Origin of the sequence: Bifidobacterium choladohabitans, assembly GCF_016102005.1 — a bacterium.
In the GTDB taxonomy this organism is placed as follows: domain Bacteria; phylum Actinomycetota; class Actinomycetes; order Actinomycetales; family Bifidobacteriaceae; genus Bombiscardovia; species Bombiscardovia choladohabitans.
In genome coordinates this window covers 107,427-129,132 of the sequence record NZ_JACFPL010000002.1, presented here as the reverse complement: position 1 = coordinate 129,132, position 21,706 = coordinate 107,427, and the positions used below count along the sequence as shown (strand labels likewise).

17 protein-coding genes and 1 pseudogene are annotated in these 21,706 nt (G+C 63.1%); 4 read left to right on the top strand and 14 right to left on the bottom strand.

Features of this window, described 5'->3' with window-relative positions:
* Position 1: 1 nt before the first annotated feature.
* Positions 2-1,429 (bottom strand): FtsX-like permease family protein, encoded by a 1,428-nt coding sequence (locus H3S97_RS04055; protein ID WP_198219729.1) that lies wholly within the window; start codon positions 1,427-1,429, stop codon positions 2-4.
* Between the two features lie 121 nt (positions 1,430-1,550).
* Here H3S97_RS04055 and H3S97_RS08360 point away from each other — a divergent pair.
* A pseudogene (locus H3S97_RS08360) lies at positions 1,551-1,847 on the top strand (DMT family transporter); the annotation flags it as partial.
* A gap of 81 nt (positions 1,848-1,928) precedes the next feature.
* Here the strand turns inward: H3S97_RS08360 and H3S97_RS04045 are convergent.
* Positions 1,929-3,494 carry an oligopeptide:H+ symporter gene (locus tag H3S97_RS04045; RefSeq protein ID WP_198219728.1) on the bottom strand — a complete coding sequence of 522 codons (1,566 nt, stop codon included), beginning with the start codon at positions 3,492-3,494 and terminating at the stop codon, positions 1,929-1,931.
* Positions 3,495-3,964: 470 nt separating this feature from the next.
* Between H3S97_RS04045 and H3S97_RS04040 the strand changes: the two genes are divergently transcribed.
* Positions 3,965-6,271, top strand: coding sequence for a beta-L-arabinofuranosidase domain-containing protein (locus H3S97_RS04040; protein WP_198219727.1), 2,307 nt, complete (start codon positions 3,965-3,967; stop codon positions 6,269-6,271).
* Between the two features lie 21 nt (positions 6,272-6,292).
* Here the strand turns inward: H3S97_RS04040 and H3S97_RS04035 are convergent, their stop codons facing one another.
* A complete protein-coding gene (locus H3S97_RS04035) occupies positions 6,293-6,535 on the bottom strand; it encodes a hypothetical protein (protein ID WP_198219726.1) in 243 nt (80 codons plus the stop codon).
* Here H3S97_RS04035 and H3S97_RS04030 point away from each other — a divergent pair.
* Together H3S97_RS04030 and dtd are read left to right on the top strand one after the other, a co-directional pair.
* Positions 6,434-7,195, top strand: a complete 762-nt coding sequence (locus H3S97_RS04030) for a helix-turn-helix transcriptional regulator (RefSeq protein ID WP_232356312.1) — start codon at positions 6,434-6,436, stop codon at positions 7,193-7,195. The two genes, H3S97_RS04035 and H3S97_RS04030, sit on opposite strands and share 102 nt — an antisense overlap.
* A gap of 18 nt (positions 7,196-7,213) precedes the next feature.
* Positions 7,214-7,714, top strand: a complete 501-nt coding sequence (dtd, locus tag H3S97_RS04025) for a D-aminoacyl-tRNA deacylase (protein ID WP_198219724.1) — start codon at positions 7,214-7,216, stop codon at positions 7,712-7,714.
* Here dtd and H3S97_RS08495 read toward each other — a convergent pair.
* The 11 genes from H3S97_RS08495 to rsmH all read right to left on the bottom strand — a co-directional run bounded on the left by H3S97_RS08495 (position 7,707) and on the right by rsmH (position 21,705).
* On the bottom strand, positions 7,707-8,972 hold the full coding sequence (locus tag H3S97_RS08495; protein WP_332468265.1) for a cell division protein FtsQ/DivIB: 1,266 nt from the start codon (positions 8,970-8,972) through the stop codon (positions 7,707-7,709). The two genes, dtd and H3S97_RS08495, sit on opposite strands and share 8 nt — an antisense overlap.
* Entirely contained in the window at positions 8,969-10,579 is a 1,611-nt protein-coding gene (murC, locus tag H3S97_RS04015; protein ID WP_408610433.1) for a UDP-N-acetylmuramate--L-alanine ligase, read from the bottom strand. Before murC ends, H3S97_RS08495 begins: the two co-directional genes overlap by 4 nt.
* Positions 10,580-10,676: 97 nt before the next feature.
* The gene (locus tag H3S97_RS04010; protein ID WP_198219978.1) at positions 10,677-11,909 is read right to left on the bottom strand and encodes a UDP-N-acetylglucosamine--N-acetylmuramyl-(pentapeptide) pyrophosphoryl-undecaprenol N-acetylglucosamine transferase; all 1,233 of its coding nucleotides are present in this window, start codon (positions 11,907-11,909) and stop codon (positions 10,677-10,679) included.
* Between the two features lie 70 nt (positions 11,910-11,979).
* On the bottom strand, positions 11,980-13,203 hold the full coding sequence (locus H3S97_RS04005; protein ID WP_198219722.1) for a peptidoglycan glycosyltransferase FtsW: 1,224 nt from the start codon (positions 13,201-13,203) through the stop codon (positions 11,980-11,982).
* A complete protein-coding gene (murD, locus tag H3S97_RS04000; RefSeq protein WP_198219721.1) occupies positions 13,187-14,626 on the bottom strand; it encodes a UDP-N-acetylmuramoyl-L-alanine--D-glutamate ligase in 1,440 nt (479 codons plus the stop codon). The genes H3S97_RS04005 and murD overlap by 17 nt, the downstream gene beginning before the upstream one ends.
* Positions 14,627-14,705: 79 nt before the next feature.
* The gene (gene mraY / locus H3S97_RS03995; RefSeq protein ID WP_029677929.1) at positions 14,706-15,809 is read right to left on the bottom strand and encodes a phospho-N-acetylmuramoyl-pentapeptide-transferase; all 1,104 of its coding nucleotides are present in this window, start codon (positions 15,807-15,809) and stop codon (positions 14,706-14,708) included.
* Positions 15,810-15,883: 74 nt separating this feature from the next.
* On the bottom strand, positions 15,884-17,410 hold the full coding sequence (locus H3S97_RS03990) for a UDP-N-acetylmuramoyl-tripeptide--D-alanyl-D-alanine ligase (protein ID WP_198219720.1): 1,527 nt from the start codon (positions 17,408-17,410) through the stop codon (positions 15,884-15,886).
* A 9-nt stretch (positions 17,411-17,419) separates the two neighbouring features.
* The gene (locus H3S97_RS03985; RefSeq protein WP_198186929.1) at positions 17,420-18,301 is read right to left on the bottom strand and encodes a UDP-N-acetylmuramyl peptide synthase; all 882 of its coding nucleotides are present in this window, start codon (positions 18,299-18,301) and stop codon (positions 17,420-17,422) included.
* Between the two features lie 46 nt (positions 18,302-18,347).
* The gene (locus tag H3S97_RS03980) at positions 18,348-20,129 is read right to left on the bottom strand and encodes a peptidoglycan D,D-transpeptidase FtsI family protein (protein WP_198219719.1); all 1,782 of its coding nucleotides are present in this window, start codon (positions 20,127-20,129) and stop codon (positions 18,348-18,350) included.
* The gene (locus H3S97_RS03975; RefSeq protein WP_232356268.1) at positions 20,126-20,617 is read right to left on the bottom strand and encodes a hypothetical protein; all 492 of its coding nucleotides are present in this window, start codon (positions 20,615-20,617) and stop codon (positions 20,126-20,128) included. Before H3S97_RS03975 ends, H3S97_RS03980 begins: the two co-directional genes overlap by 4 nt.
* Positions 20,614-21,705, bottom strand: a complete 1,092-nt coding sequence (gene rsmH, locus H3S97_RS03970; protein ID WP_408610425.1) for a 16S rRNA (cytosine(1402)-N(4))-methyltransferase RsmH — start codon at positions 21,703-21,705, stop codon at positions 20,614-20,616. Before rsmH ends, H3S97_RS03975 begins: the two co-directional genes overlap by 4 nt.
* Between the last annotated feature and the right edge of the window lies 1 nt (position 21,706).

Genomic DNA, 21,706 nt, shown 5'->3' with positions numbered 1-21,706 from the left:
ATCATTCGCCTATGGCGCCTTGCAGAATTGCTATGGGCGAGCGCCTCAATGCAGGCCGAGCCGTCAGCATGGTCGCCAGCGAGCCGACGACGATAATCGGCAACCCGCATATAAGGAAGAACCGCCAAGGAAAAACTATGGACAGACTGTGGACAAGCGGGCAATAGACCAGGGCCGTACTCAGCCCGACCAGTCCGGTACCGACAGCTGCGATGATAATGCCTGTGGTCGTCACGATGGTGCCGTCCAATATGGATATAGCAGTCAGCTGCTGCGGGTTTGCACCAGCAATTGACAGGAGTGCCAGATCCAGGTCACGATCCCGGGCAGCAATGGTGAACCCCGCGATCACGCCGACTAGGGCGATCAGCAGCGCTGCCCAGAAGCCATAGAGCAACTCCAGGGTTCCGCCTGATGTGATGTTCTCTATTCCCGGTACTTTGTTCATAGCGACGGTACTGGTGCTTCCGGCAGTCAGCAGACCGCCGACCAGAAACATGCAGGCGGTCAACGCTATGACCGTAGAGCCAAATGTCGTGTCTCGACTTCTGGCCTCCGCCTGCGAACGCGCTATTCGCCAGACGGCAGACGATGACGGCACCAGAGCCGTCCAGAGTTGAGTGACCCTGCCAATAACCGGCTCGCCCGCGCGAGCCAGGGCGATCAGCAGCAAGAGAATGGCGAACAGCGGTCCACTTCCAACAGCATTAAGGACCGCCGAGACCTGCTTAGGATCCAATGACCTGGGGCCGCTGCTCGAAAGATAGGCAAAAACAGGCAACGGCAATAGCAGCAAGGCCAACCCAAGAAAAAGCGGCACAAGACCGCGTCCATGTCGGAGCCGTTCGACTGATTCACTCTCCTCGGCACGGCGCACCACCCGGACGGGTGTCATCTTCGCCAAATCTCGCAAAGTCAGGCTGGTCGCCAAGATGGCCGTGGCAAAGCCCACAGCAAGACCGGTCAAAGCAGACCTGGGAAAACCGTGCCAGGTAAAAGCGAAATGCACTGGCCTTCGCATCCCGGCGGAATACCAATCGAGGATCCTTCCAGCCAGTACAGGCGAAAGAGCCGCAGCAACAAGAGAGGCCAGCAGGGCCAAAATCATTACCTGCAGTAGCGTGAGCACCAGGATCTGCTTAGGCGTAGCTCCCAGCAGCGAGAGAAGGGCCAGCCCCTGGCGACGTTGGCGAATTGATGCTTGCAGGGTGTGCTTGATCACCAGGCAGCCGAGCACAATGACCGTGAAGAAGACCAAACTCAGGGCCGAAGCCAGACTCTTGGCAGGATCCCTGGTCTTGACCGATAGGCCTTGGTAATAGCTGTTGACGCCCATGCTCACGCTCATGGCACAGAGCAGGATTTGGGCGACCGCAAGAACGATAAAGACACCAGCCCAGATGCCATTATTGGCTTTCAGATCACGCAAGGCCCAAGTCATGATTCATTCACCTGCCAAATCCCTCTATTACATGTATAGTCGATCGACGCGGAAGACAGTATCCGGCAAACCCCTTATTCGACCCTGAATCAACCCTGATTCCTCTTACATGAGGCCATCGGCCACTCCCCTGCTTGGGCCACCATCACTCAGGATTAGATTCAGGTTCCCGGACGATGGTCAAACACCCGGACAGCGACAAGACATGCCGAAGGGAACCATCTCCTCGTGGATCGTACTCATACTCGCCGGCATCCGTGAATCGGTATGGGCCACCGCCCTGGGAAAATCTCAGGGTTTTACCGAAATCGTTCCTTACATTGTTTTTATTGTGGGTTTGATTCTCAGCATCCCTTCCAGCACGGCCTACGCTGTCTGGGTCGGCATTGGGGCTGCCTTGACAGTCCTGTACGCCATAGCTAGGGGGTCGAAGCCTGTTGGGACGATCCCCGGCAGAAGACCCATCCTCCGGCAGGGATCAAGTTGCTCAATCCGACATGACGGTAGCGTCTATCTTGCCGCGGAAGAGCATGACCGCCACGGCCACGACAAGTTCGGCGATGCCGATGATCAGCATCAGCGGCAGCTGCTGGTCCAGGGTGGTCAGCTTCCCATAAATCAGCAGCATAATAGCTGTGCCGATGGCAGCCGACAAGCTGAAAGCGGTCTGCATCTGAGTCTCGTAGGACTTGGGCGCGATGGCCGCCACGGTCGAGTTGGCCGCAACGCCATAGGGGAAGCCGCCGAAGTTGGAGACCACATAGTAGAGCAGCAGCCAGAGCACGGAATACTTTGCCGTATGAGGATTGAGCACCACAGTGGGGACGATCAGCAGCAGGTTGGAAATGCCGAAGAAGGCGAATCCGAACCAGAGACGGTTGGTTGACTTCCACCGCTTGCCCGTGTCGGTCAGCCAGAACCAGCTGAAGAAGATGCCGGCCAGCATGGCGATGATGCCCACGAGAGTGTTGAAGGATCCCGGAGCGATTTCAATGCCGCCGAACTTTCTGTTGATCCGCTGGTCCAGGAACATGAGCAGGGTGGTGCCCTGAATGGCGTAATCCACTCCGGCAACAATCTGCATGATCACGATGGGCACGAAGGCCTTGAGCCGCCGACGCTCCACTCCGACAATCCTCTTGGACCGCCAGATGACGGCAAAGAAAGCTATAGCCACTACAAAGGTGCAGGAGCTTACCGTGCTGGCCAGCGCATTAACGCTGACCTTATGGGTGATCAGCAGGACGGCGATGACCAGGCCGATCGCCACTAGCACACCCAGGGCGCCAAAGCCATAGCGCTTACGCTCCTGGCTGTTGAGCGGACGCGTAGGCTTGGAACCCAAGGATCCAAAGAAACGATTGCCCGGCACACCGATGATGGCGGCGTAGATCAGCGCAGCTACCGCTCCTATCGCGAATCCATAATGGTAGTTGATCAGTCCCAGCTGCGCGGAGATGATCGGGGTAATGAACCCAGCGATGTTGTTGGCGATGGCGTGAATAGCAAAAGCACCATCACGACGGTTGTCCTTGCGGTGGAACAGCATGCCGGTCAGCGAGGCGTTCGAAGCTCCCATAATGGGCAGGTTCATGAGGATCATGCCCACGATGGCCATAGCTCGACCTTGGCTGACGGAGAAAGCCGGAATAGCCAAGAGCCCGCAGGACAGCCCCTTGACGATGTTGCCGATGACCAGGGCCTTGCGCGCCCCGAACACCCGGTCCGCCAGCCAGCTGCCCACAATGCCGAACATGGAATTGATGGCCGCCACGATAGCGATAAGCTGGGCTGCCTCCCCCTGGCTGAATCCCAGACCTTGGGTCCAAGGCTTATAGAGGTAGTAGATCGTCACGGCCCCGTAGGAGGCCCAACAGATCGAATTGAAGAAATTGCCGGCTGCCAGGGCGCCGATGCCCTTGGGATAGCCGAAAAAGGAGCGGTCCGCCCTCAGCCGGTTCAACTCCTCCTCCTGTTGTCGGTCAACCTTGAGACCGGATTCATCGACCACAATATCCGGTTGCTCGTCACCGTTTTCCGCTGGTGTAGCCATACGCTTCTCCTCGCTTCTCAATGGTGCCGACCCTCGTTGTCCGGCACCCTTTTGCTCTGCGTGGAACCACAAGCTGTTCCACTTGGAACGGTAAATCCTCAGCCTTTCTGGCCTAGGTGCAAACCGAAGGGAAAAAAGGTGGATATTTCTTGGTAATGCTGTCTGAACGCTACTCGACAAGGCCCCCCGACAAGTTGTAGCTTGCTCGGAAACCGCGCCATGGCAAAGGATTACGAAGAAAGAGACGCTAACCAGAACGACTCCAAACCAAAGACACAAGATTGTCCACCCATTCGACGATATCCCCCACCTTCTCGATAGGGCAGCCGTCCATAAACTGATGAGGTAAGGCGCGCAAAGGCATCAGGGCAGAGCGGCGCCGACGGATCGGAGACGACCCGATGGAGAGCATGACCGGCCAGAATCCGCCCGTCAGCGGCGGGAGTAGGTAATTCATCATGACATCACCCATGCACACTGATCAGGACTGCGTCGACGAGACAGCCCGTCGGATATATATCGGCAACACAGGCACCGTGGACTTTGACCTGACGCTGCCGACCAAAGGGGTGGAGGAAGCCACCATCGAATGGGCCAGCAGCGACGATCGATGGGTGAATCCTCAGGGCAAGGTCAATCAGCCCGAATACGGTCGAGGCGACCGTAACGTGACCCTGACCGCGACCGTCACCAAGGGCGAGGCCAAGGCCCAGCGCAGCTTTGATGTGACCGTGCTGCAGATGCCCAACAGGATCGAAGTGCGCAAGGTCTACCCCATCGAGATCAAGGCTCGCAAGGGCGCTACCTACTATCTGCCCATGTTCACGGCCGTACTGACCAAGGACGGACAGAAAGTCTCCCAGCGGGTCAACTGGGACGAAGGCGTTCAGCAGCGGGACGGGCAGACCGGTGAACACGACTTCCAAGGATCCATCGACGGCAGCGGCATCCGTGTGCAATGCAAGGTTCAGGTGATTGACGAAGACCCCGAACAGCCAGTGGATTCCAGCCCTAAGGTCCGCCGCGTGCCTATCAGCCGGGTTCGGCTGACCGGCGATGGAATGCTGGCAGACAACCAGCGCCGACGGATAGCCTTTCTGAAGACCCTGGACGACGATCAGCTCCTGGTTGAGTTCCGCCGAGCCTCCCACCTGGACACCAAGGGAGCCAAGCCCATGATCGGCTGGGACGCTCCGGACTCCAACCTGCGCGGCCACACCACAGGGCATGTCCTGTCCGCATACGCTTTGGGGTATGCCGCTACCGGCGACAAGGACATCCAGGCCAAGCTGACCTATCTGGTCGACGGGCTGGCCGAGGTCCAGGCCGCCTTCGCAAAGGGCGGGACCACCAAGCCGGGCTTCCTGTCTGCCTACGACGAGAGCCAGTTCGACAAGCTGGAACAGTACGCGCCCTACCCCACCATCTGGGCGCCGTACTACACTCTGCACAAGATTCTGGCCGGGCTGATCGACGCCTACCACTTCGGGGGCAATGAAACGGCTCTGCGAGTGGCCTCGGATCTGGGCGACTGGGTCTATGACCGCGTCCACCGGCTTCCCCATGAGCAGTTGCAGAACATGTGGAGCATGTACATCGCCGGTGAGTTCGGCGGCATGAACGAATCCCTGGCCCATCTGTATGCCATCACCGGACGCCGTGAGCACCTGGAGGCCGCCCGCCTCTTCGACAACGACCGCCTCATGGTCCCCATGCGTCAGAAAGTGGATGCCTTAGGCGGGCTGCATGGCAACCAACACATCCCCCAGGTCATCGGCTCGGTGGAGCTCTTCCGCCATACCGGCCTGCCCTACTACCTGCATCAAGCCGAATTCTTCCTCAAGTCGGTCATGGGCCATCACATCTACGCCATGGGCGGCACCGGTCAGGGGGAGATGTTCCAGCAGCCCGATGTGATCGGTGCCCTGCTCAAGGACAACACAGCCGAATCCTGTGCCTCCTACAATCTGCTCAAACTGTCGGCGCTCCTGTTCTCCTTCGATCCCGACCAGACCTATGCAGACTACACTGAGCTGACCACACTCAACCACATCGCTGCCGGCACCGACCATGTGCCCCAAGGCGGCAGCCTCTACTTCTTCCCCACCCAGCCGGGCGGCCGCAAGGAGTTCGACGAGGAGAACAGCTGCTGTCACGGCACTGGCCTGGAATCGCACTTCTACTACGCCGATGGAGCCTTCTACACGGATGAAACGGCCCTGTGGATCGAGCAGTATCTGCCCTGCAGCCTGAACGACATCGACCAGAAGATGGCGCTGAGCATGAAGGTGGACGACCGCCACCCCGAGAAGGTGACCATCACCATAGAAGCCCTGGACAGACCGCGCCTGGCTCTGCGCGTTCCAGCCTGGACCCGTGGCAGAGTCCACATCGACATCGACGGAGCCCCGGCATCCCAGGCTCTCATGGGCACCGACCCAGCTGTAGCGATCTTGGAGGCAAGCGCTTGCGGGCTGGATTCCTGGTCAGGGGCCACCGTTACGCTGACGTTCGACCCGACTATCCGGCTGATCGGCACCCCTGACAGACCCTCCCTGGCCGCCGTGGCCTGGGGCCCTTACGTGCTTGCCGCCTTGAGTCCCAGCACCGATATGCAGAGTCTGGACATCAATCGGAAGGATCCCGGGTCCGCCTTCGAGCGCCAGGGCGAGAAGCTGGTCTTCCGTCACCGGGACAGCGGCCTGGAATTTGTCCCCCTCTGGATCATTGACGAAAACCAGCCCTATCATGCCTACGTCGAAGTGGCCAGCCACTGACCGCGTTCTAAGGCCAAGGTTTCAGCGACAGGAAGGACGGTCAGCACGGATCAGGCAATCATCACAAGTTTCCCCAACGATGCGGCGGTCTTCAAATCCGCCGGACGCTTCATCGGCACCCCCGGATGGATCCACGAGCGCCGCACCGTTGACAGCTTTGAGCTGATTCTGGTTGAAGAGGGCGTCCTCCCGCTGACCGTAGCCGGGCGACATCATGATCTGAAGGCAGGCGGCCTGCTGCTGATCCCTCCCAGCATCCCACATGAGGGCAGTCGACGGCTGGGACAGGAGCCGCTGACCTTCTACTGGGCCCACTTCACCTTGCCCGACTGGCAACGGGCCCAGGGTCTGCCCGACGAACAGAGTGACGGAAAGGACCAGGGCGCGGCACGCGTGGTGCTGCCCCTGGATTTTCGTCTGGCAGACAACAACCGGGTGACCGTCATGTTCAACCAGCTGCTCGACATCTATCAGCGCACCTACCCGGATCCCAGCCCCTACTGCAGCTATTTCATGACCTGTCTGCTCATTGAGATCTCCATGGGAAGGCCTGCACCAAAGGACCCTCAAAAAGCGGACGACGAGGACAGCACCCTCCAGAAGATCCAGGATTGGATCCGCATCAACGCCTGCGACCGGATCAGTGTGGCCAGCGTGGCAGAGAACTTCAACTACTCGCCCTCCTACCTGTCGACCATATACAAGCGACGGTTCGGCATGGGCATCACTGGACAGATCAGGCGGGTGCGCATCGAACGGGCGCAGGAGCTGCTCCTGTCGACCTCCATGGGCGTCAGCCAAATCGCCGAGGCCTGCGGGTATGACGACCCCAAGTACTTCATGCGGGTCTTCAAACGGTTCTCCGGCCTGACACCAACCAGGTACCGCTCCAGCTTTTCCCTGCGGCACTACAACAACGCCTGACGTATTTAGACTGGAACCATGAGAATCGTCATACAGCGGGTCAGCCGTGCCCGGGTCGATGTGGTCGACGAACAGGGGCAGCCGGATCCTGATTTTAAACCCCAAAGCATCGGCACAGGACTCTTGCTCCTGGTGGCTGTCCAGGACGGCGACGGTGATTCCCAGGTGGACTATGCCGTCCGCAAGCTGACCCGGATGCGTATCTTCGCCGACGAGGAGGGCCGGATGAACCGGTCGGTCCTGGACTGCGGCGGCTCCATCCTCTCCATCTCCCAGTTCACACTATATGCTGATCTGCGTCGCGGCAACCGTCCCAGCTTCATGGCGGCCGGAGAGCCCCAACATGCCCAGAGCATCTGGCAGGACCTGAACCGGGCCCTGGCCGCGACCGGTGTCCCTGTCGCCGAAGGTCGCTTCGGTGCCCACATGCGAGTGGATCTGGTCAACGACGGCCCTGTGACCATCCTGCTGGACACCGACAGGCTGATGAAGCCGGCAGCTTCTACAGCGGCTATTTGACGATGGGCCGCAGAGGCGCCGACACATCCAGCTGATGTTTGTCGCCGATCTTGGAGGGATCGTTGATGATCTTGTCGACTACGGCCTGCTTGAGCTTCAGCTCGGAGCCGTCGCCCCAGATGATGACATGCCTGCCCTGATCCAGCTCGGTGGTGATGGAGTCCTGGGTTTCCGCAGTCACCTTGGTCACCGAATGGCGCATGGCCTCGGGCATGCTCGACAGAATCCGCAGGGTCTGCCTGACCGCCTGATCCTGCTGGGCCCGCTTGACGGTGGCCACCTGGATGACCGGCACCCCGTCCACCGGCTTGGACACAGTGTTGAGCGCCCTGCCCTGCCGGTCGACGGCCGTCAGCTTGCCCTGTGCATCCTTGAAGACCGCCGTGGGCTCCTGGGCATCGAAGGTCACCTCCAGACCGTGCGGAAAACTCTTGCGGACCTTGGCATCGGTCACTCCGGCCATGCCGCTGATCTCCTGCTCGACACCATTGGTGGAAATCAGCAGCAGCGAGCGATCCCCCTGATGGGCCACGATTGAGGCCACCCGATCGTCGGACACCCAGGCATTGCCGCCGCTGACATTGACCTGGTCGGCCTGCAGGCGGAAGACCGGCGAGAGGAAGAGCAGCCATGCCAGTCCTGCAATCAGAGCCATGACCAGGATGACGACACCTGTCCGAATCAGGACCAGTCTGCGGCTGACCCTCTTCTTCTCACGCACACGGGCCTGAAAGTCCAGCACCTTGGGACGAACGAAGATCCCCAGCCCCTGCTCCTCCTGATCGGTGCCTATCCTGCCTGAGACGGGCCGGTCCGGCGGTATGGTCCGGGCATCGACGAATCCGCCGGCCGAACCTGTAGAGTGTGAGGCCACAGACTTGGAAGCTGAGGCGTTGTTCCTTTTTACCAGGGAGCGGGAGGATGAGGAGGCGGATCTGGCGCTTCGAGTCCGTGATCCGCCTGGATTCCTGGTACGACCCGGACGACCCCTGAGACGCTTCGACCCTTTGAGATGCTCGGACCGCTTCAGACGCCTGCCCTCGCTGCCGGTTTTCCCAGTCTTGGACCGGCGGCCTGCCAGTGCCGCATCATCGGGAACAGTCGACCTGGCCGATCTGGCGGTTCTACTGGTCCTCTGTTGCTCTGCCGAAGACTTGGTGCGCCCAGACCGGGCCTCCCGTGCGGCCTTGGCAGCCCGGACGGCCCTGGTCCTGGACGAAGCCCCGCTGGAGACGCGGCGACCCTTGCCGGTCTTCACTGCTCGTCCCGTTCAGCCAGCCTGTCAAGAATGACCGGCCCCATGTCGGTGACATCGCCTGCGCCGACGGTCAGGATCACATCCCCCGGCTCCGCCCGCTCGGCCAGGTCCAGAGCCGCCTGATGCATGTCCGGGCAGGCCCGGAAGATGGCTCCAGCCGGCCTATTCCCGGAATCCTGAGACTCCTGGTCCTCTGCCTTGCTGGCCGCTGCGGGGATGGTTCCGGCATCCACACCCGGAAAATCGCTGGCCAGCTCACGCGCAGGGAAGATGTCGGTGACGGTCACATCGTCCGCCAGGGACAAAGCCTGCGCAAAACGGTCGGCAAAGATGGCGGTGCGCGAATACAGGTGTGGCTGGAAGAGCACCCTGATGGTCCGACCCGGATAACGCCGTCTGGCGGCGGTCAACAAGGCGGCGATCTCCGTGGGATGATGGGCGTAATCGTCCACCACGGTGACCCCATGCCGGCAGCCACGGACCTCGAAGCGACGAGAGGCCCCACGGAAGTCTGCGGCGGAAGCGGCGGCCGTATCAGGATCCATCCCCAGCAGGATGGCGGCGATGATGGCTGCGGCGGCATTGCGGGCGTTGTGAATACCGGGAATCGCCAGGTCCACCTGCAGTTCGAGCGGCTTGCCGACCTCCAAGCCTGCCGCCTGGAGCACCTGCGCGGGGAGAGCCAGACGGCAATGCTCACGACCGCTGCCACTGCTTTCGGACTCGGACCCGATGCGGACCAGGCCCAGAATCCCAGGCAGGGATTCAGCACTCAGTCGGGGATTCGAAGCATAGACGATGATCTTGGCCTGGCAGTCCCCGTGCAGCCACTGCAGCACCTCCAAGGCGCCCTGGTCATCCCCGCAGACCACCAGGAATCGTCGGGCATGCCGGGCATGATCCACGAAGGCCTGGTGGAAGGCATCAGCCGTGCCATAGTGGTCCAGGTGGTCGGGCTCCACGTTGGTGATGATGGCGATGTCGGGAGTGTACTTGCCAAAGCTGCCGTCGGACTCGTCCGCCTCGGCCACCAGGACCCGTCCGACTCCCACATGCCCGCCGTCCATGGGCCCCTGGCCGCTCTGGAGGCTGCCCCCGATGGCATAGCTGGGATCGGCCAGATCCCCTTGGCCGCCCTTGGCCAACAGGTGGGCCAAGAGAGCGCTAGTAGTGGTCTTGCCATGGGCGCCGGCCACGGTGACCGAAATCCTGGATGCCATGAGCAGGGCCAGAATGTCGCTGCGATGAACCATCCGGGCTCCGGCATCACGAGCTGCCAGAATCTCGGGATTGTCTGGCTTGATGGCACTGGACCAGACCACCGTGCGCGCCCCGGCTACATTGCGGGCGTCCTGGCCGATGGCGACCCGGATCCCCAGCTGACGCAGACGACGGGTCTTGTCCCCCTCCGCACGGTCGGATCCGGAGACCTGCACCCCCTCCTGGTGGAGCATCTCGGCCAGCACGCTCATCCCGGCCCCACCGATGCCGATGAAGTGTGTGGGCCCCAGATCCCCGGGGTCGCACACTCCGGCCTGGGCCAGGGCAGGCAGGCAGGGGTCCAGGACCGGCAGGGACCGGTCGCCGCCGTCCTGTCGACCGGGCACTGTATTCAATTCATGCTTGGGCACAGTAGTTGCATCTCCTCCAACAGTTCAGGACCATTTAGGACGGTCGCCAATCGCCTGCCTCCATTATGCCCGATTAGGCCCTCCCGGAGTCCTTGCGGGCAAGGTGTTGGTCGGCCATGGTCAGGATCTGCTCGGCCATCACCTGGGCGGCATCGCGAATCCCGTACCCCCAGGCCCGTCGGCGCATGTCAGCCAGCCTATCCCCGTCGGCCATAAGAGCAGGGACATGGTCAGCCACCCATTGGGCATCCAAGGCCGCATCATCCATCATGAGCCCTCCCCCGGCCTGCACGACCGGCTGGGCGTTGAACCGCTGCTCACCGTTGCCGATGGGCAGGGGCACGTAGACGGCGGGCACACCCAGGGCGGCCAGCTCGCTGACGGAGCCGGCACCAGCCCTGCAGACCACCAGATCAGCGCAGGCAAATGCCAGATCGATCCGCTCCAGGTATTCGGCCATGTGGTAGTCCCCCTGGCCCCGATGAGCCGGGTCCAGATCGTTGATTGCCGCATCGCCCATGTCAGCCGCCACCTGCTCCATGACCTGGTCGGCCTTGCCACGGCCCGTCAGATGGATGACCTGGGTTCGATCCAGCAGCTGCCTTGCCGCGCCAGCCACCGCCTTGTTCAGGCTGAGCGCACCCAAGGATCCTCCGGTGACCAGCAGGATGGGCCTGTCGGGATCCAGACCCAAGGACTGTGCAGACTCCCGACGGGCTCGTGCGGGGTCGGCCTCCATCTGCCTGGCCAGTCGGGCGATGGCCGGCCGCAGGGGCAGGCCCACACGGTGTACGGGCACTCCGGCCCGGGCCCGGATGCCGGTATCCTCATAGGCCGTACCCACGAAATCGGCCCAGCGGGCACCCAGCTTGTTGGCCATGCCCGCCCGGGCGTTCTGCTCATGGACGACGATGGGCAGACCCAGGTTTCGTGCGGCCCTGTAGGCAGGCGCCGAGGCATAGCCGCCAAAGCCGACCACCAGGTCGGCCGACCGATCCTGCAAATACCCTCGTACCCGCTGCACCTCACGCCGCCAACGCCGGGGGAAGTCCAGGGCGGCCTTGCCGGGACGACGAGGGAAGGGTACCTTCTCAATCAGATCCAGGGGAAGTCCGGCAGCCGGGACCAGGTCGTGCTCCAACCCGACGGCAGTGCCGATCACGCTGACAGCCGCCTGGGGGCAGCGCTCCCGAATGGCCGCAGCCACACTGAGCAGGGGGTTGACATGCCCTGCCGTCCCCCCGCCGGCCAGCACCAGATGGAGACCAGCGCCTTTCCCGGCATGCTCCTGGGCATCCCCAGGCATCCCTTTCTCAGTCCTCGTCGCTGTCGTCATCCGCGAATCCGCTTCCTTTCCGCCTTGTCCATTCCACATCTCAGGACCCGTCCGTGGCTGCCATCACGTCCGGTTGGGTCCGAATCATCTTCAGAGCCACCCCGGCCGAAGCCAGGCAGGAGATCAGGGCGGTCCCTCCAGCCGATACAAAGGGCAGGGGCAGCCCGATGACCGGCAGCAGCCCCAGAACCACGCAGATGTTGACCAGGGCTTGGCCCACCAGCCACACATCCAGGCAGATCAGCACCATGCCCGCATACCGGTCCTTGGTGGTCAGGGCGATTCTCAGCATGCACCAGCCCATGACCACAAAGACCAGAATAAGCATGGCCGCCCCTACAAAGCCCAGCTCCTCGCCGATGACAGCGAAGATGAAGTCATTGTGTGCCTCGGGCAGGTAGTTCCACTTCTCCCTGGAGTTGCCCAGCCCGACCCCGGTCAGACCCCCCGAGGCCATGGCGTAGAGCCCGTGGATGGACTGGTAGCAGACCCCCTGAATGTCATCGGCCGAGCACTTGCCATAGGCGGCCATGATCCGCTGGGTCCGGTTGCTGTTGCCGTAGACCGAAAAGCCGATGACCGCGGCCATGCCCAGGACTGCCAGGCTGAGCAGCCAGCGCAGGGGGAAGCCCGAGACCAGGAAGGCCACGAAGCCGATGATGACGATGATCATGGCCGTTCCCAGGTCCTTGCCCAGCATGATCAGCAGGAAACTGACGAGAAAACCGGTGGCCGGCTTGGCAAAGGCCTTGGCCAGGCTCTTCAGGTCGGAATCCTTGCCGACCTGCCGCTGGGCTTCGATCAGGGCCTGGGGCAACCACAGACACAGGGCCAGCTTGAGCAGCTCGGCCGGCTGCATGGAGACACCCCCCACCGAGATCCACCCCTCATTGCCGTTGGCAGAACGCCCCAGCGGCGTACGGGTCAGCAACTGGATGCCCTGGCTGGCGATCAGGAACCAAGTGCTCCAGTTCCGGTAGTGGTCGACACTGATTCTCACGGCCAGCAGGGCCAGCAGCAGCCCAAACACTGCATATATGCTCTGACGAATGACCTGGCTCCAGGGTGAGCTGCCCTGGGCCACCAGATCCACAGCCGAGGAGGAGAAGACCATCATCAGGCCGAAGACCGTGGTGGCGACGACAGTAGCCAGAAAGCCGTAGTAGCACCAGAGCGGATTGAGGATGGCCCGCCATCCCCGGTAGTCCCCCTTGCCGCCAGACCCCCGGGAGGAAGCCGTGTGCGGATCAGTGTCGCGCTTCATGCTCGTGGACCCATTGTGTTGCCTGCTGGGCAAACTGGTCACCCCGGTCGGCATAGGAGGCGAACTGATCCATGGAGGCGCAGGCAGGTGCCAACAGAACCACCTGCCCGGGGCGTGCATAGGAACCGGCCGCACGAACGGCCCGGGCCATGACCTGGTCGCCTGCATCGGGGTCGATCAGGGTAACCGGAAGATCGGGCGCCTGGTCCTTGATGGCCTGGAGCATCGGCTGCTGATCCTGGCCGATGATTACGGCTGCGGCCAACTTGGATCTGCGGGACCGGATCAGATCGTCGAAGCGGGCGCCCTTGGCCAGTCCGCCGGCCAACCAGACCACCTGGCCGTCATGGTAGCTGGCCAGGGAGGCCTCGGCGGCGTGGGCGTTGGTGGCCTTGGAATCGTCTACAAATCGGACTGCCTGCGAACCCTGGCCCAGGGTGGCCACGGTGCTGATCCTGTGGTCGCCGGGCGTGAAAGCGCGCATGGCCTCGATGGCCGCATCGACCCTGGCCCCGGCGCCCAGTGCCAGAGCCAGAGCGCAGAGGGCATCAGCCAGCAGATGGGGATAGACCGTGCCATCGGGCTCGCACAGGTCCGTCAGATCCGCCACCCGAACCAACCTGACACCCTCATCAAGGTCCTGACCGGTCAATCCGCTGCGGTCCACAACCCAACCGTCCTCCACGCCCAGCTGTCCGGACTCGGGCCGCCCCAGGGTGAAGCCCACCCGTCGGCAGCCCGGGGCTGGCTGTGCCTGCCTGGCCAGATCGGAGACCCGGGAGTCATCGGCGTTGTAGACCAGGGCCTTGCGCACGCCCCGGTAGATGCGCGCCTTGTCGGCCGCATAGGCCTCGAAGCCCCCATGCCAGTCCAGGTGGTCGTCGGCCAGATTGGTGATGGCCGCGCACTCCAGGGCCGGCGAGAAGGTGAAGTGCAACTGGAAGGAACTCAGCTCCACGCAGAGCATGTCATTGTCGGGGTCCAGGACGGCTGTGGAGACGGCCTTGCCGATGTTGCCCACCGCAGGGGCTGTAAACCCGCTGGCCTGCATCATGGAGGCGACCATCCTGGTGGTCGAGGTCTTGCCGTTGGTTCCGGTGATTCCTATCCAGGGGGCTGGGCGACCGGTCCTGGCTGAGGGCATCCGCAGCATCCAAGCCATCTCCACCTCGCTGACCACGGGAATGCCCCGACGCTGCGCCTCGAGGATAAATGGGGTGCGCGGATTGAAGACAGGCGAAGCCATGACCAGGTCCACCTGGCACCAATCCACCTGGCCGAAGTCATGAAGATCGGCCTGTGGGGCGCGCTGGTCCACAGTGGTCACCCCGGTTGCTCGTCCTCGCAGGGCTGCGGCCACACTCCGTCCGGAAATGCCCAGCCCGGCGACCAGTACACGCTTCTGGCTCAAGTCCATATCCATGAACACCTCATTCCGCTAGCTCCGGCATCTGCTTGGCATGATACCGGCTGCCGAAGTCCGGTACCGTGAATGGACGCACTCAGATGGGCAGCCCGGAGCGGACCACCCAGTCCGCATAGAAGCAGACCAGGGCCAACAGGACGAAGATCAGGTCCACCATCCAGAACCGGACGACCACCTTGGACTCCTGCCAGCCCATCAGCTCGAAGTGGTGGTGGATGGGCGCCATTTTGAAGACCCGCTTGTGGGTGAGCTTGAAGTAGCCCACCTGGATGACATCGGAGGCTGCCTCTCCCACGAAGAGCCCGCCCAGGATGACCGCCAGAAGCTCGGTATGGGTGGCGATGGACAGGGCCGCGAAGAGCCCACCCAGAGCCAGGGATCCGGTATCGCCCATGAAGATGGAGGCAGGATTGGTGTTGTACCAGAGGAAGCCGAAGCAGGCCACGGCCGCACAGCAGGCGATGATGGCCAGGTCCAGGGGGTCGGAGACCGCGTAGGCATGGCCGGGATGGCCGCCGCCCTTCAAGTGGTAGCTCTCCCAGAAGGCGATGACCGTATAGCCCACGAAGGCGATCATGGAGGATCCCGAAGCCAGTCCGTCCAGGCCGTCGGTCAGGTTGACCGCATTGCTCCAGGCCGTCATCAGCAGATTGACCCAGATGATGAAGAGCACCACGGACAGGACGCTGCCCGCCATTCGGAAGTCGATGATGGGCTGCTCCACGAAGGATATGCCCGCCTGGGCGCTGGGGTAGCCGTTCTTGGTGGGCAGCTTCAGGGCCAGCACCGCGTATATGGTGGCCAGAATGAACTGGCCGATGAACTTGGCCCTGACCGACAGGCCCAGATTCTGCTTTTTGCGCACCTTGGCGAAGTCGTCGATGAAGCCCAGAAAGCCCATGGAGAGCATGGCGAACAGGACCAGCATGGCCGACAGGGACACGGACTCCCCCCGCGACAGGTAACGGTAGAGCGCCGAGGCCGCCCAGCCCAGCAGAATGGCCAGGTTGATGACCAGCCCGCCCATGGTCGGGGTGCCGCGCTTGACCAGGTGGGACTTGGGCCCGTCCTGACGGATGTACTGGCCGTAGTGCAGGCGGTGGACCAGCCGTATCAGCAGGGGGGTCCCCGCCAGCGTCACCACCAGGGCGACCAGGATTCCGATGATGAGGGCAATCACAGTGTGTACTCCAACTCTTGGATTCTGTCCTTGAATATTAGACCCCGCTGCGGGGATGCCGATGGACCCATGGCTCAGCCCTGCCACCGGTCGGCCAGATCGGACAGGCCGGACATGTGCGAGCCCTTGAGCAGAACCAGATTCTGCCGGTCCGAATGCCTGGCGCACAGGCGGCGGACCATCCGGTCGGCCTGGTCAGCGTCCTGGGCAAAGAGGACACGCATGGACCCAGGGTGATCCTCGCCCGGATCGGATGGGCCGCCGGCACCAAGGACCAGGGCCTGGACCAGAGCATCCATCTGCTGGTTCCGGCAACCCACCGCGACCAATGCATCGATGCCTTGACGACGGCAGTAGGCGCCGACCTCCTGATGCAGCCGCTCCCCTCGATCGCCCAGCTCAAGCATGACACCCAGGACGGCTATCCGATAGACCGGGCCATCGGATCCCTTCCAGGCGGCCAGAGCGTCCAGACCGGCCCGCACGGAGTCGGGATTGGCGTTGAAGGAATCATCGATCAGGGTGAAGGAGGCTTCCGGCAGCCGGACCGAGGATAGGGCCATCCGATGCGGACTGATCCGACGTTGACGGCCCAGTTCATCGGCGATGCGCTCAGCGTCCAGACCCAGGGCATGGGCTACCGTGGCGGCGGCCAGGGCGTTCATGACGTTGTGCCGTCCCGGAATGCCCAGACGCAGCCGAACTGGTTGCTGGCCACGCAGGCACAGCTCGAAGGCCGGCCTATCCAGGCTGTCACTGTCCAGGTAGCGAGCCGAACCGTCCAGGTCGCTGCCCTGCCCGCCGCCTTGAACGGCCATGCCAAACCGCAGAACAGGCCCGGAGGCCAGATCAGCCATGGCGGCCACCCGGGAATCATCTGCATTGAGCACGGCGGTCCCGCCCGGCACCAGGCCTTGCACAATCTCGCTCTTGGCCTGGGCGATACGCTCCACGGAGCCGAATTCGCCCAGGTGGGCCACTCCGACCTTGAGGACCAGGGCTATGTCCGGGGGAACCATCCGGGTCAGGCCCGCAATCTCGCCCACGTGGCTGGCACCCATCTCCGCCACCAGGTAGCGTGTGTCCGGCCCGACCTCCAAGGCGGTCAGAGGAAGGCCGATCTCGTTGTTGAAGGACCCGACCGGGGCCACCACAGAGCCCAGCAGGGCCAGCAGGGAGGCCAACAGATCCTTGGTCGTGGTCTTGCCGACTGAGCCGGTGATGCCGATGACCGTGAAGGGGCCTGGGGCCTCACGCCGGAGGTCCATGTTGGCCCTGGCCAGCAGCCCCAGGGCCGCAACCGTATCGTCCACAAGAATCTGAGGCAGGTCAGCGTCCGGAACCAGGTGGTCGACCAGGGCCGCCCGGCAACCCTTGGCCCCCAGGCCGGGAACATAGTCATGACCGTCCACGTGCTCGCCCTTGATGGCTACGAAGAGTCCATCGACCCCCGCCTGCCGGGAGTCGGTCACCACCCGCATGCGCACGGACCGCCGGTCGGGTTCGCGACCAGGACCGGCCTCGACCAGCCGACCGTGCACATATTCGACGACCTCTTCCAGGGTCATGGGCATGGACCCGGCCCCTACAGACTGACTCATCCTCACCTCTCAGGACATTTCGCGGGAGACGCGCAGGGCGCTCCTGATGTTGTTGCGTTTGACGCCGGCGGCCATGGTCATGGCGATGCACAGGGACAGGTCGTCGCTTTCCGCATCCGCAGGCAGGGACTGGCGGGCCAGCCCGTCCGATTCCTCGTTGCGCCGGGCCACAATGGTGTGTCCACCCAGGTTGAATCCGTATCGGCGGGCCCTGGAGATCAGCCGCACGTGCCGCATATCGCGGGTGGAGCCCTCCTGGGCGCCCAGGGCCACCACATCCAGGTCCACCGCCTGCAGGGCATCCCTGGCCAGGGTCTGCTCCTCCACGGAGATGACCACGGCGGCCGCCCCGTCCTCCAGGGCGATGGACAGATTGCGCTGCACATCGAACATGCTCAGCGGGTATTCCAGGTCCAGCCGCCGGTCCAGCGAGTATGAGCCCTTGGCGCTGAGAATGCCGACGGGATTGCCCAGCACGTGCAGAAAGTCGGCCAAGAGATCCACCTGGTCCTGCACCTGGGAACCGACCAGGGCGAAGACAGCCAGTGCTCCCGAAGGATCACCGGCGGCATTGGCCAGCAGCTGGCCCATCTGCCAGGGGTGCATGGTGCCGAAGAGCAGGGGTATGCGGGCTCGTCCCACCTCTTGACGGGCTGCAGTCGGCAGCAGGGCTGCGTAAGCCCCCCGACGCTCGGCCTCCTCGATCATGCCCTGGTCCACCTGCTGGTCTGCAGGCACGTAAAGACTGCCGGGCCGCACCGAGGGCAGGTCGTCCACCAGTGAGGTCACCGTCACTGGTTCAGCGAAGTCGGGGACCAGGGTAAGCCCGTAGCGCCCCTTGAGCTGACCCAGGGTCAACCGTCGGGAGATTGATTCACTCAGCGCACTCATGCTGCAATCTCTCCTTCGTCCGGGAACGCCATGATGCCTGCCGGTATCACCATGTTACCGGGATAGCATCGGTTCTGGGCTGGGACGTGGGGACCTGGTATTTCTGCATAAGGAATTCACCGATCTGGGCGAAGATGGGACCAGCGGTGACGCCGCCGAAAACCCCGGCACTGCTGTGGGGATTCTTCAGCACCACGGTGATCACAAAGCGGGGATCGTCAGCGGGCAATATGCCCACCCAGTCGCTGACGATGCCGCTCAATCTGCCGGAGCTGTCGGCCACCTCGGCGGTGCCGGTCTTGGCGGCTATCCTGTAGCCTTCCACCTTGATCGTCTTGTCGTATTTCTCTGACACTGACTCCATCGCGTTCATGACCTCAGCCGCCACCTTCTCATCCACGACCCTGACCTGATTGGCCTTGACGGCGCCCTGACCGCGGATGATGGTCTGGTCGGAACGGACCCCCTTGTTGGCCAGGGTGGCGATGGCATTGGTCAGCTGGACGGCGTTGGTGGCATAGCCCTGGCCGAACAGGACCGTGTTGCGGGTGCGTCGATCCCAGGTCTGAGGCGTGGTCAGCAGTCCCTTGGACTCCCCCGGCAGACCCAGGGCCGAGACATGGCCGATGCCGAAGCGGGTCAGATAGTCGTAGCGCTTCTGGTCCGGGTAGTTCTGACCGGCCATGACCATGCCCACGTTGGAGGAATTCTGCAGAATGCCGGCCAGCGTCCAATGCTCGTCCCCATGGTTGAAGGAATCCTTGTACTGCTGGTTGTCGAGGGTGATGTGGTCGGGCACGGTAAAGCGGTCGGTCATGGAGTGCGCCCGCTCCTGGAGCATGCCTGCGGCCGAGATGGTCTTGCCGACCGAACCGGGCTCGAAGGTCTCCGCCACAGCCCTGGAGGAGTTGACCTTGGCCTGGTCGCTGCCCGCCTGGTAGTCGTCGGTGTCGGCCAGGGCCAGGATCTCGTTGGTGTGGGTGTCCTGAACCACCGCCAGGGCCCAGTCCGCATGGTAGTTCTGGCAGCCTGACTTGAGGGCCTGGCGGACGTACCAGAGCACGTCCTGATCGATGGTCAGCCTCACGTCCTTGCCATTGACCGGATTGCGCTGACGGGTCATGGTTCCGGGAATCTCCTGGCCCAGCATCCCCTGCTGATAGACCGTATAGCCGTCAGTGCCGGTCAGCCGCCGATTCTCCATCTGCTCGATCCCGGCCACGCCCTTGCCGCTGTCGTCGATGCCCCCGATCAGGGCTCCCATCAGATCCGCGTGCGGATAGGTGCGTTCACTGCTCAGTTCGGCCGTGATGATCCCCTGCAGTCCCAGCTTGTCGATGGAACGCTTGACCTCGGGGGTCACCCGCTTGGCCAGGACCACATACCGTCCGGGGACGCTGAGCTTGCCTCCCAGCTCCATGGCGTTCATCCCCAGGGCAGGCGCCAGAAGGCGGGCCACGCCGGCAGCACCGTCAGCGCCCACCGGATGGCCTTTGATGCTGTGGCAGTCACTGCCCGTGCGCTTGGTGCAGTTGATGGGTATGAAGGAAGCGGCCGCCTCGGGATCGCCGATGATGTTGTATCGCTCCAGGCTCTGGGCCAGCACCCGGCCGTTGACATCCAGGATGCGGCCACGCTGGGCCTTGATGGTATGCGGCACGGTGCGACCCGCCGCAGCTGCCTGGGCCATGGACCTTCCGTCGAAGAGCTGGATGTAGGCCAATTTGCCCAGGGCCAGCGCGGCCACGAGGATCAGGATCAGGCCCACGGACAGGGAACGTTTGCAGAAAGACAGGTGCCAGGAGCGCTTGGTTCCCTTGCCGCTCATGGATGCCCCGCTTTGCTCTGGGCATCCTGAGGGGGCCTGTAGCCCTGCAGATCGATGGAGTTCAGACCCTGCTGGGGCTGCATGCCCAACTGCTGGGCCTTGTCCGGCAGGGAGGCCTGGAGCTGGTCGAGTTTGTTCTGGTCATCCTGGACGTCCTGGTTGAGATTGCTGATCTCACGCTGGATTCGGGTGGCTTCGAAGGAATCCTGGACCATCTGGGTACGCAACATCAGGGAGCTGAACATACAGGCGGCCAGAAAAACCACGGAGGTCATGATCCGCAGCAGAGGATTGCCACGGGTCCGCGTCCAGCTGATCAGGCGCCGGGCCCCTTCAGCCACCGGGCCTCGTTCTGGCTGGCGGGCCTTGCCCGGCTTGCCTGTGCCCTTGATCAGACTGAGCTCAGGCCTGGTGGGCATTTCCTGGATGCGGGGATGGCCCTTGTCTGCAGAGGCCTTGGAACGGACTGAACGTGCTGGCATGGTCATGACCGGCGCCTCGATTCCGAACCGTGGCCGACGCGGCGACGGCGACCATCCGAACCCTCACCACGGGCCTCGGCCTGAAGCCGACGACGACGTTCCTCAGGGATGGTTCCGCTCATCTCCACAGCCCGCAGGCGGACCGAGGCGGACCGGGGGTTGCGTTCCCGCTCGGCCGGGTCTGCCTTGATGGCCCCGTGAGTCAGATCCGACAGGTAGGGACGGGCCTGATCGGGCACCACCGGCATGCCCGCAGGAAGGTCGACATGCAACCCAGGCGCCATGAAGCGCTTGACCATGCGGTCCTCCAGGGAATGGTAGGACTCCACAAGCAGACGACCCCCCTGGGCCAGCCGCAGGATGGCCTGGGGCAGGGTTCGCCTCAGACGGTCCAGCTCCCCGTTGACCTCGATGCGCAGGGCTTGAAAGACCCTCTTGGCCGGATTGCCCGGAGGACGGTGGCCGCGCGGCACAGCCCTGTCGACCAGGCGGTCCAGCTGGGCCGAGGTGGTCAGCGGCTGCTCCTGCCTGGCCTCGACGATGGCCCGGGCGATGCGTCCCGCATAGCGTTCCTCCCCATACCGGGAGAAGATGTCGGCCAAGTGTTCCTGGTCGTACTCGGCCAGGACCTGTGCGGCCGTCAGCTCCTGGCTGGTGTCCATGCGCATGTCCAGCGGGGCATCCTGCCGGTAGGTGAAGCCCCTGTCGCGCTGGTCGATCTGCAGGGAGGAGAGCCCCAGATCCATGAAGACCAGGTCCACCTGGCCCACTCCCAGTGCATCCAGTTGCCGGTCCAGCTGGTCAAAGGGGGCGTGTACCGGCGTGAAGCGGTCGGCCAGACCCTCGTCACGCATCCGGCCAGTGGCCAGATCCAGGGCTTCAAGATCCCTGTCGATGCCGATAAGACAGGCCTCAGGGCAAGCCTTGAGGAAGGCGGTGGCATGCCCTGCCAGACCCAGCGTGCAATCCACAGCCACGGCCCCCGGGTGCTCCAAGGCGGGCCGGGCCAGCGCAAGACAACGCTCCAGCAGTACGGGACGGTGGACCATGCCTCTGTCCACGGCCTCCTGATCGGGTGGATTGCGATTTTCCATG

What these genes read in the sequence shown, in the direction of transcription:
- dtd (WP_198219724.1), top strand. Translation starts at nt 7,214, where the DNA reads ATGAGAATCGTCATACAGCGGGTCAGCCGTGCCCGGGTCGATGTGGTC.
- H3S97_RS03990 (WP_198219720.1), bottom strand. Translation starts at nt 17,410, where the DNA reads ATGAGTCAGTCTGTAGGGGCCGGGTCCATGCCCATGACCCTGGAAGAG.
- H3S97_RS04010 (WP_198219978.1), bottom strand. Translation starts at nt 11,909, where the DNA reads ATGCCTGGGGATGCCCAGGAGCATGCCGGGAAAGGCGCTGGTCTCCAT.
- H3S97_RS04040 (WP_198219727.1), top strand. Translation starts at nt 3,965, where the DNA reads ATGCACACTGATCAGGACTGCGTCGACGAGACAGCCCGTCGGATATAT.
- H3S97_RS03985 (WP_198186929.1), bottom strand. Translation starts at nt 18,301, where the DNA reads ATGAGTGCGCTGAGTGAATCAATCTCCCGACGGTTGACCCTGGGTCAG.
- rsmH (WP_408610425.1), bottom strand. Translation starts at nt 21,705, where the DNA reads ATGGAAAATCGCAATCCACCCGATCAGGAGGCCGTGGACAGAGGCATG.
- H3S97_RS04005 (WP_198219722.1), bottom strand. Translation starts at nt 13,203, where the DNA reads ATGAAGCGCGACACTGATCCGCACACGGCTTCCTCCCGGGGGTCTGGC.
- H3S97_RS03975 (WP_232356268.1), bottom strand. Translation starts at nt 20,617, where the DNA reads ATGACCATGCCAGCACGTTCAGTCCGTTCCAAGGCCTCTGCAGACAAG.
- H3S97_RS04045 (WP_198219728.1), bottom strand. Translation starts at nt 3,494, where the DNA reads ATGGCTACACCAGCGGAAAACGGTGACGAGCAACCGGATATTGTGGTC.
- murD (WP_198219721.1), bottom strand. Translation starts at nt 14,626, where the DNA reads ATGGATATGGACTTGAGCCAGAAGCGTGTACTGGTCGCCGGGCTGGGC.
- H3S97_RS04035 (WP_198219726.1), bottom strand. Translation starts at nt 6,535, where the DNA reads ATGTGGGATGCTGGGAGGGATCAGCAGCAGGCCGCCTGCCTTCAGATC.
- H3S97_RS03980 (WP_198219719.1), bottom strand. Translation starts at nt 20,129, where the DNA reads ATGAGCGGCAAGGGAACCAAGCGCTCCTGGCACCTGTCTTTCTGCAAA.